Source organism: Streptomyces sp. NPDC001816, assembly GCF_042892235.1.
Taxonomy (GTDB): domain Bacteria; phylum Actinomycetota; class Actinomycetes; order Streptomycetales; family Streptomycetaceae; genus Streptomyces.
The window spans coordinates 51282-63744 of sequence record NZ_JBIATY010000008.1 but is presented as its reverse complement, the minus strand read 5'-3'; the positions used below and the strand labels follow the sequence as shown (position 1 = coordinate 63744).

The window sequence follows — 12463 nt, the reverse complement described above, 5'->3', positions numbered from 1 at the left end:
CGGACAGGGACGTACTGAGCGGTACGTCACCAGCGACGACCGGAGGGGATGTGCCATGGCCGACACCGTGCTCTACGAGGTGAGCGACGGACTCGCGACGATCACGCTGAACCGCCCCGAGGCGATGAACGCGCTGAACATCGCGACGAAGGTCGCCCTCCGGGAGGCGGCGGAATCCGCGGCCGGGGACACCGCCGTACGGGCGATCCTGCTGACCGCGGCCGGCGACCGGGCGTTCTGCGTGGGCCAGGACCTGAAGGAGCACATCGGGCTGCTGGCGGCGGACCGTGAGACGGGGTCCGGGCAGACGATGAGCACGGTCAAGGAGCACTACAACCCGATCGTGAAGGCGCTGGCCGGGGCGCCGAAGCCGGTCGTCGCCGCGGTGAACGGGGTCGCGGCCGGGGCGGGCTTCGGCTTCGCGCTCGCCGCGGACTACCGGGTGGTGGCGGAGACGGCGGCGTTCAACACCTCCTTCGCGGGTGTCGCGCTGACCGCGGACTCCGGCATCTCCTGGACGCTGCCGCGGGTCGTCGGCCCGGGCCGCGCCGCCGACCTGCTGCTCTTCCCGCGCAGCATCAGCGCCCAGGACGCACTGGAGCTGGGCATCGCCAACCGCCTGGTGCCGGCCGCCGAGCTGCGGGCCGAGGGGGAGAAGGTGGCCCGGGCCCTGGCCGAGGGCCCGACCGTGGCCTACGCGGCGATCAAGGAGGCGGTGGCCTACGGCATGACGCACTCCCTCGCCGAGACCCTGGAGAAGGAGGACGAGCTGCAGACGCGGGCGGGGCGGTCCGAGGACCACGCCATCGCCGTGCAGGCGTTCGTGAACAAGGAGAAGCCGAAGTACCTGGGCCGCTGAGGTCGGCCGCGGTCAGCGGGCGGGTTGGTCGGTGCGGCTCACGCACGCTTCCAGGTGGTCGTTCACCAGCCCGCACGCCTGCATCAGGGCGTACGCCGTCGTCGGGCCGACGAATCTGAGGCCGCGTTTCTTCAGCGCCTTCGACAGGGCCGTGGACTCCGGGGTGACCGCGGGGACGTCGGCGAGGGTCTTCGGGGCCGGGCGGGCGGCCGGGTCGGGGGCGTGGGACCAGATGAACTCGTCCAGCTCGCCCTCCGCCCAGTCGGCGAGCACGCGCGCGTTGGCGAGCGTCGCGTCGATCTTGGCGCGGTTGCGGATGATGCCCGGGTCGGCCAGCAGCCGCTCGCGGTCCTCGTCCGTGAACGTGGCGACCTTCTCGATCCGGAAGCCCGCGAAGGCCGTACGGAAGCCCGGGCGACGGCGCAGGATCGTGATCCAGGACAGGCCCGACTGGAAGGCCTCCAGGCTGATCCGCTCGAAGAGGGCGTCGTCGCCGTGGACCGGGCGGCCCCACTCCTCGTCGTGGTACGACACGTAGTCCTCGGTGGACAGGGCCCACGGGCAGCGCAGCGCGCCGTCGGGCCCGGCGAGGGCGGCCCCGTCGCTCACCGCTGCTCCCCCTGGCCCGGCCGCTCCGGGCGGGCGTGCGCGGCGGCCGCTCTGGCGCCGGCCAGCGCGGACTCCAGGTCGGCGATACGGGCGTCCCGCTCGGCGAGTTCGGCGGCGAGGCGGGCGAGGACGTCGTCGACGTCCGCCATGCGGTAGCCGCGCGGGACGAGCGGGAAGCGCACGCTCTCGATGTCCGCGCTGCCGACCGGCCGGTCCGGGGGCAGCGGGTCCTGCAGCCGCTCCGGGGCGGCCTCCGGCAGCGGTGCGCTCTCACCGCCGCTCACCACGGCGAGTGTCACCGCGGCCACCACGACGGCGAGGGCGATGACCAGGAACAAGAACATAACCATCGCTGAGGTCCCCACGCTCCTTGCGCCCGACGCTGTGCCGGAAGCTGAATCTGTCAGGCTCCGATCGTGCCATGCGAGTCTGACAGCTAGGGTCGCAGGCGGCCGTACTGCGGGACGTACTAGGAGAGGTCACAGCGGATGCTCAGGCTGGGCAGGCGGGAATTCGGGCCCCACGAGCCGGTGATCATGGCGATCGTGAACCGGACGCCGGACTCCTTCTACGACCAGGGGGCGACGTTCCGTGACGAGCCGGCGCTCGCCCGGGTGGAGCAGGCGGTGGCCGAGGGGGCCGCGATCATCGACATCGGCGGGGTGAAGGCGGGGCCGGGCGAGGAGGTCACGGCCGAGGAGGAGGCGCGGCGCACGGTCGGCTTCGTCGCGGAGGTGCGGCGCCGCTTCCCGGACGTGATCATCAGTGTGGACACCTGGCGGGCCGAGGTCGGCGCGGCGGTGTGCGAGGCGGGGGCGGACCTGCTGAACGACGCGTGGGGCGGGGTCGATCCGGGGCTCGCGGAGGTTGCCGCGCGGTACGGGGTCGGGCTGGTGTGCACGCACGCGGGAGGGGTGCAGCCGCGGACCCGGCCGCATCGGGTGACGTACGACGACGTCATGGACGACATCCTGAAGGTGACCGTGGGGCTGGCCGAGCGGGCCGTTTCGCTGGGGGTGCCCCGGGAGTCGGTGCTGATCGATCCGGGGCACGACTTCGGGAAGAACACGCGGCACAGCCTTGAGGCGACGCGGCGGCTGGACGAGATGGTCGCCACGGGGTGGCCGGTGCTGGTGTCCCTGTCCAACAAGGACTTCGTGGGCGAGACGTTGGACCGCCCGGTGAAGGAGCGGTTGATCGGGACGCTGGCGACCACGGCGGTGTCGGCGTGGCTCGGGGCGCAGGTGTACCGGGTCCACGAGGTCGCCGAGACCCGCCAGGTGCTCGACATGGTGGCGGCGATCGCCGGCCACCGGGCCCCCGCGGTCGCCAGACGAGGCCTGGCCTGACCCCGGGGGCGGGCGCCCCCGGGGGGTGGGCTCAGCGGGCTGCTTCCTTCGAGACCAGGGCCACCGCTTCTTCGACCTCGTCGGTCACGTGGAACAGGAGCAGGTCCTTCTCGGCGGCCTTGCCCTGGGCCACCGGGGTGTTGTGCAGCCAGTCCACCAGGCCGCCCCAGTACTCGCTGCCGAAGAGGACGATCGGGAAGCGGGTGACCTTCTGGGTCTGGACGAGGGTGAGGGCCTCGAAGAGCTCGTCGAGGGTGCCGAGGCCGCCCGGGAGGACGACGAAACCCTGCGCGTACTTGACGAACATCATCTTGCGGACGAAGAAGTACCGGAAGTTGAGGCCGATGTCGACGTAGGGGTTGAGCCCCTGCTCGAAGGGCAGCTCGATACCGAGGCCCACCGAGATGCCGCCCGCCTCCAGCGCACCCTTGTTGGCCGCCTCCATCGCCCCGGGGCCACCGCCCGTGATCACGGCCCAGCCGGCCTCGACCAGCCCTCGGCCCAGCCGCACCCCGGCGTCGTACTCGGACGAGTCCACCGGCGTCCGCGCTGAGCCGAACACGCTGATGGCGGGGGGAAGTTCGGCCAGCGTGCCGAAGCCCTCGATGAACTCCGACTGGATCCGCAGGACCCGCCACGGGTCGGTGTGGACCCAGTCGGAGGGCCCGCCCGCGTCCAGCAGCCGCTGGTCGGTCGTACTGGCCGTGACCTGACTGCGCCGTCGGAGGACCGGGCCGAGCCGTTGCTCGTCCGGCGGCTGCTTCTTCCCCTCGGGGTTTCCGGTAGCCATGTGCGCTCCCTCCGCTTGCCGGTAGTTCGGATTCAGACTAGATCTACGCGGGTTACGGAGGGGGGACGTATGCGTGTCTGCCATGAAGCGGCGTACGGGAACCTTTACGCCGTGAGCCAGGTGCGCAGCCGTTCCTCGCCCGCCAGGATCTTGGCCACCTCGACCCGCTCGTCGCGCTTGTGCGCCAAGTGCGGGTTGCCGGGGCCGTAGTTGACGGCCGGAACGCCGAGCGCGGAGAAACGGGAGACGTCCGTCCAGCCGTACTTGGGCTGCGGGGTGCCGCCCACCGCCTCGATGAAGGCGGCCGCGGCCGGGTGGGAGAGGCCGGGCAGCGCGCCGGAGCTGTGGTCGTCGACGACGAACTCCGCCACACCGCAGTCCGCGAACACCTCGCGGACGTGCGCGATCGCCTCCTCCTCGGTGCGGTCGGGGGCGTAACGGAAGTTGACGGTCACCACGCACTCGTCCGGGATGACGTTGCCGGCGACTCCGCCGGTGACGCGGACCGCGTTCAGGCCCTCGCGGTACTCCAGGCCGTCGATGACCGGGTAGCGGGGCTGGTAGGAGGCCAGCCTGGCCAGGATGGGGGCCGCCGCGTGGATGGCGTTGGAGCCCATCCAGCTGCGCGCCGAGTGGGCCCGCTCGCCGGTGGTCTTCAGCAGGACCCGCAGCGTGCCCTGGCAGCCGCCCTCGACCTGGCCGTCGGAGGGCTCCAGGAGGACCGCGAAGTCGCCCTGCAGCCAGTCCGGGTGGGCCTCGGCGACGTGCTTGAGGCCGTTGCGCTCGGCGGCGACCTCCTCGTTGTCGTAGAACACGAAGGTCAGGTCGCGGTTGGGGGCGGGGACCGTGGCCGCGATGCGCAGCTGCACGGCCACGCCGGACTTCATGTCGCAGGTGCCGCAGCCCCAGAGCACACCGTTCTCGTCCAGCCGGGACGGCACGTTGTCCGCGATCGGCACGGTGTCGATGTGGCCGGCCAGGATGACCCGCTCCGCACGGCCCAGGTTCGTCCGGGCGATCACGTTGTTGCCGTACCGGTCGACGGTGAGGTGCGGCAGGGCGCGCAGGGCGGTCTCGATCGCGTCCGCGAGGGGCTTCTCGGCGCCGCTCTCGGAGGGGAAGTCCACGAGTTGCGCGGTGAGCGCGGCGGCGTCCAGCGTGAGGTCAAGCGAGGTGTCGGCCATGGCCTTGACCCTAGCGCGCACGCACGCCGGGTTTCGGTGTGCGCTACACCCGGTGGACCCGGCGTGAGGGGCGGGGAGGCCTCCAGTACCTTGTACGCGTGCCAGAGCCGTCCCCCACTCGCCCCAAGCGCCGCGGCCGCCTCGTCCGTATCGGTGCGGCCCTGTTGGTCCTGTCCGGCGTCGCCGCCTATCTCGTGGTGCAGTACGTCACCGGAGGCCCGGGCGCGAGAGGCTGCAGGGTGGTCTCCGGCGCCGGTGACGGGGCGTCGTACGAGTTCACGCCCGAGCAGGCGGTGAACGCGGCGACGATCGCCGCCGTCGGCACCGGGCGGGGCATGCCCGAGCGGGCGGTGACCATCGCGCTGGCGACCGCCATCCAGGAGTCGGGGCTGCGCAACATCGAGCACGGCGACCGGGATTCCCTGGGCCTGTTCCAGCAGCGGCCCTCGATGGGCTGGGGCACCGAGCAGCAGATCATGGACCCGGCGTACGCGGCGGGCATCTTCTACGCGCACCTGGCCCGGGTGCCCGACTACACCGACCTGCCGCTGACGGTGGCCGCGCAGCGGGTGCAGCGCAGCGGCTATCCGGAGGCGTACGCCAAGCACGAGCCGGACGCCACGCTGCTGGCGGCCGCGCTGACCGGGCATGCGGCGGCCACGCTGACCTGCGACGGGCGCCCGGAGGGTACCGCCGAGGCGACCGGGCCCGACGCGGTACGGGCCGCGCTGGTGCGGGACTTCGGGCGGGACGCGCTGCAGGAGACCGGGGCGGAGGTGGGCGGTGCGGAGGTTCCGTCGCCGTCGCCGTCCCCGAGCGTGACCGCGACGGCGCACGGGCGGACCGTGACCGTGCCGGTGCCCGAGGGCCGCAGGACGGACGCCGACGGGCGCGACGAGCGGGAGCGGGGCTGGCAGCTGGCGCAGTGGGCCGTGGCCAACTCCTCGTCCCTGCACATCCAGCGGGTGGCGTACGCGGGGCGGGAGTGGGCCGCCGGGAGCAACGGCGGTCAGTGGCGCACGGCCGGCGCGCAGGGGACCGCGGGGGCGGAGAAGTCCGCGGGGGCGGTCCGGATCATCACCGGACAGTAGTACGGGGGCTCACTCGGCCGGGTTGTACGGCTTCGGGGTGGGCGTGTTTTCCCGCGGGTTTCGGCGTGGATTCGGGATGCCTTGGAAATCAAGGGCTGTAAGGATTCTGCGGGATCGCGCGGTGGCGTTCTTTGCCCGTTTTTATCCACAAACGATAATGCGATGCGTTATCCATTCTTTACCTTTGGCCTCCGCAACCTTCGTCGGCTTCGAGTCGGTAGTCACAGCGTCCGAGTCCGGACACAGTCACCGTTCTCCACCCGTCGAATGGAGCATCATGTCCCTCCCTCTGACCCGCCGGATCGCCCGTGCCGCGCTGCTCGTCGCAGCGGGAGCGGCCGCCGGGGTCGGTGCGGCCGGCTCTGCCGGCGCGGCCACGAACCTGCCGGCTGCGCCCGCGAACCTCGGCGGTGTGTCCGCCCTGGACGGGGCGCACGTCGGCGACACCGTCGACGGTGCGGCGCAGAACGTCACCGATCTGGCGGGTAACGCAGGCAGCAAGGCGGTCAAGCAGGCGGTGCCGGCCGCGGGCAAGACCGGCGGTGCTGCCGTGAAGAAGGCGACGCCTGCGGTGCAGAAGGCCGCGGGCTCCGCGACCGGGACCGCGGGGGGTGCCCTCGGGGACACCGCGTCCGGTGTGACGAAGGGTGGGCTGCCGACGGAGTCCCTCACCAAGGGTGGGCTGCCGACGTCGTCCCTCACCAAGGGTGGGCTGCCGACGTCGTCCCTGCCCACGTCTTCCCTGCCGACGAAGGGTCTGCCGCTGGGCGGCTGAGCGCCTGGCTCTGACGGCCGACGGGGTCCAGGAGTTCCTGGGCCCCGTCGGCTTTTGCGTGCCTACGTCGGCAGGGGCGGGGCGGTGTTCGGGCGGCGCCCGGCACTGCAGGCCGTGCCCACCCGTTCCGCCCTGCGGAACGACTGCCCACGGCGGGGGCGGCGGGGGCGGGCAGCCACTGCCGTGGCGGGAGCGGTGGCGGCGCCGGCGGCAGCGGCAGCGGCAGCGGCAGCGGCAGCGGCAGCGGCAGCGGCAGCGGCAGCGGTGGTTACCTCGTCAGGCGGGCTGCCGCTGTGCGGACGCGTTCGTCGGTTGCCGTGAAGGCCACTCGCACGAAGTTCTTGCCCGCCTCGCCGTAGAAGTCGCCCGGGGCCACGAGGATGCCGAGGTCGGCCAGGTGGGACACCGTGGTCCAGCAGGACTCGTCGCGGGTTGCCCAGAGGTAGAGGCTGGCCTCGCTGTGTTCGATGCGGAAGCCGTGGTGCAGGAGGGCTTCGCGCAGGAGGGTGCGGCGGGCCGCGTAGCGCTCGCGCTGGACGTGGACGTGCTCGTCGTCGCCCAGGGCCGCGACCGCCGCCGCCTGCGTCGGCGCCGAGGTCATCATGCCGCCGTGCTTGCGGATCTCCAGGAGGGGCCCGAGGACCGCCGGGTCGCCGGCCACGAAGGCGGCGCGGTAGCCGGCCAGGTTGGACCGCTTGGAGAGGGAGTGGACGGCGAGGATGCCGTCGTAGGAGCCGCCGTTGACGTCGGGGTGCAGGACCGAGACCGGGTCGGCCTCCCAGCCCAGCTCCAGGTAGCACTCGTCGGAGACGAGCAGGACGCCGTGCTCGCGGGCCCAGGCGACGATGCCGGTCAGCTCGTCCTTGGCGAGGACCTTGCCGGTGGGGTTGGAGGGCGAGTTCAGCCAGAGGAGCTTCAGGTTCGCCGGGTCCAGGTCGCGCGGGTCGTCGTAGACCTCGTAGTCCGCGCGGGCCAGGCGGGCGCCGACCTCGTACGTCGGGTACGCCAGGCGCGGGTAGGCCACCTTGTCGCCGGGGCCGAGGCCCAGCTGGGTCGGCAGCCAGGCGACCAGTTCCTTGGAGCCGACGATCGGCAGGACGTGGCGGTGGGTGACCTCGCGGGCGCCCAGGCGGCGCTCCAGCCAGCCGGTGATCGCGTCACGCAGCGCGGGGGTGCCCCAGACCGTCGGGTAGCCGGGCGAGTCGGCCGCGTCGACCAGGGCCTTCTGGATCAGTTCGGGGACCGGGTCGACCGGGGTGCCGACGGACAGGTCGACGATGCCGTCCGGGTGCGCGGCGGCCGTCTTCTTGTACGGCTCAAGCTTGTCCCAGGGGAACGTCGGAAGACGGTCGGAGACTGCGGACACGGATCTTGCTCGCTTTCGTCGGTACGGCAAACGCCTCGGTCCCGCACGGCGCGATCGGGGCGATCGGGGCGTGCGGGACCGAGGCGGCGCGGTTGGCGGGCCGCCGGCCGTCGGCCGCGGCCGCTCAAACGGTCACTAGGCCTGCGGCGGCAGCGCGGCGATGAAGGGGTGGTCGCGCTCGATCAGACCCAGCTTGCTGGCGCCACCGGGGGAGCCCAGCTCGTCGAAGAACTCGACGTTCGCCTTGTAGTAGTCCTTCCACTCCTCCGGAGTGTCGTCCTCGTAGAAGATCGCCTCGACCGGGCAGACCGGCTCACAGGCACCACAGTCGACGCATTCGTCCGGGTGGATGTACAAGGACCGCTGGCCCTCGTAGATGCAGTCGACCGGGCACTCTTCGATGCACGCCTTGTCCTTCACGTCGACACAAGGCTGCGCGATGACGTAGGTCACGCTGTCGTTCCTCCTCGATTGGGCGCTGGCGGGCCTCCGTAGGCTCCGCCGCCTGGCGCGCGGGAGCGCGGCGTCGTCGATGCCCGCCCCTAGTATCTCCGTTCCGGGGCATGATCCATACAGGAGGGGTGAACTGACCAGTGGAAATCTCGGCGAAAGGGCGCCTCGAGGTCCGTATCACCGCTGCTGACGTGGGCAAACGGGTGTCCGTGCGGCGCTTGAGCGAACCTGGGGTGACGGAGCAGAAGTTCACCGACACGGTGGGTGTTCTCACATCATGGGACAACGGCGTGCTCATGATCACACGGCGGGACGGGCAGAGTGTCCGGATCCCGGAGTCCGTGCTGGTCGCGGGCAAGGTGGTGCCGGCCGCGCCGGCTCGCCGCCGGGGTCCGGCCGCGAGCTATCCGGAGCTGGCGCGGATCACCGCGCGCGGGTGGCGGCCGGTGGAGAGCGAGTCGCTCGGCGAGTGGGAGCTGCGGGCTGCCGGCGGGTTTACGCGGCGGGCCAACAGTGTGCTGCCGCTCGGTGATCCGGGGCTTCCGCTCGATGCGGCGCTGGCGGCCGTACGACGCTGGTACGGCGAGCGCGGCCTGCCCGCCTATGTGCAGACCGCCACCGGCGCCGAGGGCACGCAGGAGCTGCTGTGCGCGGAGCTGGAGCGGCGCGGCTGGGTGCGGGAGGTGACCGCCGAGCTGTGGACCGGGGAGCTGGCACCGGTCGCGGACCGGGCCGAGGGCGCCGGGGTGGAGTTGTCCCGGGAGGCGGACGAGGCGTGGCTCGCGCGGTATCAGCGCAAGGGGGTGAGCGAGGTGGCCCTGCGGGTGCTGGAGAGCGGGCCTTCGGTGTGGTTCGCGACCGTGCCCGGTGCGGCCGGGGAGCCGCCGGCGGCGATCGGACGGTGTGTGGTGGACGGACGCTGGGCCGGTTTCGCCGCCGTCGAGGTCGATCCCGCCCGGCGACGGCAGGGGCTGGCCACCGAGGTGATGGCCGCACTGGCCCGCCGCGCCCTGGACGAGGGCGCCTCGGCGGCCTGGCTCCAGGTGGAGGACGACAACGAGGCGGCCCGCGCCCTGTACGCCGACCTCGGCTTCGCCCCGCACCACGCGTACCACCACTACCGGGCGCCGGAGGAGAGCGGCGACGAGCACCCTCAACCGGCTCCGAAGAACACTCGCGTCGAACGGTCGTAGGGATCGCTGTGGACGGGCATGAGCCAGGCATGCGGCACCGTTTCCTTCCGCCTCCGTATCCGCCCCCGCCGGAGCGGTCCGCCGAGGTGCGGCGGCGGTTCGGGGAGGAGGCGCGGTCGGAGCGGCCGGATCTGTCGGCGCTGTGTCTGCTGATCGGTGCCGAGGCGGACGGGACGCTGGACGAGGCCGGGATGGACGCGGCCCAGCTGGAGCTGGACCGGCTGGCCGGGCTGCTGCCGTACCGGCCGGGCGGGCCGTCGGCCTGGGCGCAGGCGCTGTGCCGGCTGCTGGGTGAGCGCTACGAGTTCCACGGGACCCCGTCCGACTACCAGCGGCTGGAGTCCTCGCTGCTGCACGAGGTGCTGCGGCGGCGGCGCGGGCTGCCGATCCTGCTGTCGGTGGTGTGGATGGAGGTGGCGAGACGGGCGGGCGCCCCGGTGTACGGGGTCGCGCTGCCGGGGCACTTCGTGGTCGGGTTCGGGGCGGCGCAGGAGCAGGTGCTGGCCGATCCGTTCGACGGCGGGAAGGTGCTGACCGGGGCGGATGCCGAGCTGCTCGTGGTGGGGGCCACGGGGGCGCCGCTGCAGCCGTCGATGCTGGTGCCCGCGACGCCTCTGGAGGTCGTGCAGCGGATCCTGAACAACATCCGGGCGTGGGCCTCGGCCCGGCCCGAGCGGTCGGACGTCGCGCTGCGGGCCGTGGAGTTGAGCCTGCTGATGCCCGCGCATCCGGCTCGGTTGCGCTACGAGCGGGGTCAGCTGCTGGTGCAGCGCGGTGAGTTCGCGGCGGGTGCCAAGGAGCTGGACACGTACGCCCACCTGATCGAGGTCGTCGACGAGTCGGCTGCCCGGAAGGTGCGGCAGCAGGCCCACACGGCCCGGTCGATGCTCAACTAGTGCCCCGGCAGGCAACGTTGCCTGTCGGGGCACTGGCCCTCAGAGCCAGCCCTTCTCCCGGGCGATCCGCACCGCCTCCGCCCGGTTCCGTACCGCGAGCTTCTGGATGGCCGTGGAGAGGTAGTTGCGGACCGTGCCCTGGGAGAGGTGGAGGGCCTGGGCCAGCTCCGCGTTGGTGGAGCCGTCGGCCGCCGCGCGGAGCACCTCGCGCTCCCGGTCGGTGAGGGGGTTGGCGCCCTCGGCCAGCGCGGCCGCGGCCAGGGTGGGATCGATGACCCGTTCCCCGGACAGCACCTTGCGCACCGCGTCGGCGAGTTGGGCGGCCGGCGCGTCCTTGACGAGGAACGCGTCGGCGCCCGCCTCCATGGCGCTGCGCAGATAGCCGGGGCGGCCGAAGGTGGTGAGGACGACGAGCTTGACCGCGGGGTACTCGCGGTGCACCCGGGCCGCCGCCTCGATGCCGGTGCAGCCGGGCATCTCGATGTCGAGCAGCGCCACGTCGACGCCGTGCGCGCCGACGGCCGCCAGCACCTCGTCCCCGCGCGCGACCTGGGCGACGACCTCGATGTCGTCCTCCAGGCCGAGAAGTGCGGCCAGCGCCTCGCGGACCATCGACTGGTCCTCGGCCAGCAGGACCTTGATCGTGCTCGTCATGCCCCGGATCCTAGTGCCCCGGTACTAGTGCCCCAGCAGGCAACGTTTGCCCGTCGGGGCACTAGTCCGCCGAGGCGGCCGCCGGCACCCGGGCGACCAGCCGGAACCCGTGCTTGACCCGGCCCGCCTCCAGCGTGCCGCCGGCCTTCTCCAGGCGCTCGGTCAGGCCGGTCAGGCCGTTGCCCGGGCCGTTGCCGGGACCGCCGGATCCGTTGTCCTCGACGCAGAGTTCGAGGGCCGGGCCGTCCAGGGTCTGGCGGCGCAGGACCTGTACGACGCAGCGGTCGGCGCCGCTGTGCCGGACCACGTTGGTGACCGCCTCGCGCAGCGCCCAGGCGAGGGCGGACTCGGTCTCCTCGGGGATGCCGTCGAGGTCGGGTTCCCCGGGCACCTCGGCCACCACCCCGGCGGCGGCCAGCGCGACCTGGGTGCCGGCGAGTTCGGCGGCGAGGCGGGGGCGGCGGTAGCCGGTGACGGCCTCGCGGACGTCGACCAGGGCCTGGCGGCTGACCTGTTCGATGTCGGCGACCTGCTGGGCGGCGTTGTCCGGGTGGTCGGGCAGCATCCGGCCGGCCAGCTCGCTCTTCAGCGTGATCAGCGAGAGCGAGTGGCCCAGCAGGTCGTGCAGGTCGCGGGCGAGGCGCAGCCGCTCCTCGTTGGCGGCGAGCTGGGCGACGGTGGCCCGGGCCTTGCGCAACTCGATGGTCGTACGGACCAGTTGGCCGACGCCGGTCATCGCGAATCCGATGAGGATCACCAGGAGGACCAGGCCGCGGGCTTCCTTCTCGTCGGAGTGCAGGCCGACGAGGTACAGCACGGCGCCGGACGCCGGGATGGCCCAGTAGGCCGCCCTCAGCGGCAGGGTGGCCCCGCAGGCGACCGACAGGTAGATGAAGAGGCCGAGCCAGGCGCTGCCGAGGGTGTAGGCCAGCAGCGGGGCGAGGACGCCGAGGATCGCGATCAGGGTGCCGACGACCCGCCCGGAGAACGGCCGCCCCATGTTGCGGAAGACCAGCGACAGATAGACCCCGACGAAGGCGGCGAGACCGATCGAGCCGGCCACGGTGGCCCTGGTGCTGTGGTGGCCGTTGGCCAGGTCGTGGATCGGCGAGCCGAGGAACACCAGCCAGACGCCGATCCACAGCACCTTGACCGTCAGCTCACGCCGGTTGCGGGGCGGCCAGCCGATCCGCACCACGCGTTCCTGCCGCGCCTCGTCGGCCCATGGGCCTTCCGTCATGGTG

Annotated in this window: 14 protein-coding genes; 6 read left to right on the top strand and 8 right to left on the bottom strand. The window is 72.6% G+C overall.

Translation table 11 applies throughout. The annotated features are described in order from the left end of the window. Positions 1–55: 55 nt before the first annotated feature. Positions 56–859, top strand: coding sequence for an enoyl-CoA hydratase/isomerase family protein (locus tag ACFYZZ_RS27465; RefSeq protein ID WP_389181157.1), 804 nt, complete (start codon positions 56–58; stop codon positions 857–859). Between the two features lie 12 nt (positions 860–871). Here ACFYZZ_RS27465 and ACFYZZ_RS27460 read toward each other — a convergent pair whose 3' ends face one another. Next, positions 872–1468, bottom strand: coding sequence for a DNA-3-methyladenine glycosylase I (locus tag ACFYZZ_RS27460; protein ID WP_389181155.1), 597 nt, complete (start codon positions 1466–1468; stop codon positions 872–874). Continuing rightward, complete coding sequence (locus ACFYZZ_RS27455) at positions 1465–1818, bottom strand: DivIVA domain-containing protein (RefSeq protein ID WP_386578181.1); 354 nt, start codon at positions 1816–1818, stop codon at positions 1465–1467. The genes ACFYZZ_RS27460 and ACFYZZ_RS27455 overlap by 4 nt, the downstream gene beginning before the upstream one ends. 138 nt (positions 1819–1956) lie before the next feature. Here ACFYZZ_RS27455 and folP point away from each other — a divergent pair, with 138 nt between their 5' ends. Beyond that, positions 1957–2817, top strand: a complete 861-nt coding sequence (gene folP / locus ACFYZZ_RS27450; RefSeq protein ID WP_389181152.1) for a dihydropteroate synthase — start codon at positions 1957–1959, stop codon at positions 2815–2817. Between the two features lie 31 nt (positions 2818–2848). Here the strand turns inward: folP and ACFYZZ_RS27445 are convergent, their stop codons facing one another. Beyond that, positions 2849–3607: a TIGR00730 family Rossman fold protein gene (locus ACFYZZ_RS27445; protein WP_389181149.1), complete on the bottom strand. Its 759-nt coding sequence runs from the start codon at positions 3605–3607 to the stop codon at positions 2849–2851. 104 nt (positions 3608–3711) lie between these two features. Further along, positions 3712–4791 (bottom strand): succinyl-diaminopimelate desuccinylase, encoded by a 1080-nt coding sequence (gene dapE, locus ACFYZZ_RS27440; RefSeq protein WP_389181146.1) that lies wholly within the window; start codon positions 4789–4791, stop codon positions 3712–3714. A 98-nt stretch (positions 4792–4889) separates the two neighbouring features. On the opposite strand from dapE, the gene ACFYZZ_RS27435 reads away from it, so the two are divergent. Further along, positions 4890–5882, top strand: a complete 993-nt coding sequence (locus ACFYZZ_RS27435) for a heavy metal transporter (RefSeq protein ID WP_389181143.1) — start codon at positions 4890–4892, stop codon at positions 5880–5882. Between the two features lie 277 nt (positions 5883–6159). After that, entirely contained in the window at positions 6160–6657 is a 498-nt protein-coding gene (locus ACFYZZ_RS27430) for an ATP-binding protein (protein WP_389181140.1), read from the top strand. A 268-nt stretch (positions 6658–6925) separates the two neighbouring features. Here ACFYZZ_RS27430 and ACFYZZ_RS27425 read toward each other — a convergent pair whose 3' ends face one another. After that, positions 6926–8023: a bifunctional succinyldiaminopimelate transaminase/glutamate-prephenate aminotransferase gene (locus ACFYZZ_RS27425; RefSeq protein WP_389181137.1), complete on the bottom strand. Its 1098-nt coding sequence runs from the start codon at positions 8021–8023 to the stop codon at positions 6926–6928. A gap of 135 nt (positions 8024–8158) precedes the next feature. Next, on the bottom strand, positions 8159–8476 hold the full coding sequence (gene fdxA, locus ACFYZZ_RS27420) for a ferredoxin (RefSeq protein ID WP_004926152.1): 318 nt from the start codon (positions 8474–8476) through the stop codon (positions 8159–8161). 140 nt (positions 8477–8616) lie between these two features. Between fdxA and ACFYZZ_RS27415 the strand changes: the two genes are divergently transcribed. Together ACFYZZ_RS27415 and ACFYZZ_RS27410 are read left to right on the top strand one after the other, a co-directional pair. Further along, positions 8617–9669 carry a GNAT family N-acetyltransferase gene (locus tag ACFYZZ_RS27415; protein ID WP_389181134.1) on the top strand — a complete coding sequence of 351 codons (1053 nt, stop codon included), beginning with the start codon at positions 8617–8619 and terminating at the stop codon, positions 9667–9669. 29 nt (positions 9670–9698) lie between these two features. After that, positions 9699–10565, top strand: coding sequence for a tetratricopeptide repeat protein (locus ACFYZZ_RS27410; RefSeq protein ID WP_389181131.1), 867 nt, complete (start codon positions 9699–9701; stop codon positions 10563–10565). A 39-nt stretch (positions 10566–10604) separates the two neighbouring features. Here ACFYZZ_RS27410 and ACFYZZ_RS27405 read toward each other — a convergent pair whose 3' ends face one another. Together ACFYZZ_RS27405 and ACFYZZ_RS27400 are read right to left on the bottom strand one after the other, a co-directional pair. Further along, positions 10605–11219 carry a response regulator gene (locus ACFYZZ_RS27405; protein WP_386578172.1) on the bottom strand — a complete coding sequence of 205 codons (615 nt, stop codon included), beginning with the start codon at positions 11217–11219 and terminating at the stop codon, positions 10605–10607. A 61-nt stretch (positions 11220–11280) separates the two neighbouring features. After that, positions 11281–12459, bottom strand: coding sequence for a sensor histidine kinase (locus ACFYZZ_RS27400; RefSeq protein WP_389181872.1), 1179 nt, complete (start codon positions 12457–12459; stop codon positions 11281–11283). Between the last annotated feature and the right edge of the window lie 4 nt (positions 12460–12463).

What these genes read in the sequence shown, in the direction of transcription:
- ACFYZZ_RS27405 (WP_386578172.1), bottom strand. Translation starts at nt 11,219, where the DNA reads ATGACGAGCACGATCAAGGTCCTGCTGGCCGAGGACCAGTCGATGGTC.
- ACFYZZ_RS27400 (WP_389181872.1), bottom strand. Translation starts at nt 12,459, where the DNA reads ATGACGGAAGGCCCATGGGCCGACGAGGCGCGGCAGGAACGCGTGGTG.
- ACFYZZ_RS27465 (WP_389181157.1), top strand. Translation starts at nt 56, where the DNA reads ATGGCCGACACCGTGCTCTACGAGGTGAGCGACGGACTCGCGACGATC.
- ACFYZZ_RS27445 (WP_389181149.1), bottom strand. Translation starts at nt 3,607, where the DNA reads ATGGCTACCGGAAACCCCGAGGGGAAGAAGCAGCCGCCGGACGAGCAA.
- ACFYZZ_RS27430 (WP_389181140.1), top strand. Translation starts at nt 6,160, where the DNA reads ATGTCCCTCCCTCTGACCCGCCGGATCGCCCGTGCCGCGCTGCTCGTC.
- ACFYZZ_RS27410 (WP_389181131.1), top strand. Translation starts at nt 9,699, where the DNA reads ATGCGGCACCGTTTCCTTCCGCCTCCGTATCCGCCCCCGCCGGAGCGG.
- dapE (WP_389181146.1), bottom strand. Translation starts at nt 4,791, where the DNA reads ATGGCCGACACCTCGCTTGACCTCACGCTGGACGCCGCCGCGCTCACC.
- folP (WP_389181152.1), top strand. Translation starts at nt 1,957, where the DNA reads ATGCTCAGGCTGGGCAGGCGGGAATTCGGGCCCCACGAGCCGGTGATC.
- ACFYZZ_RS27455 (WP_386578181.1), bottom strand. Translation starts at nt 1,818, where the DNA reads ATGGTTATGTTCTTGTTCCTGGTCATCGCCCTCGCCGTCGTGGTGGCC.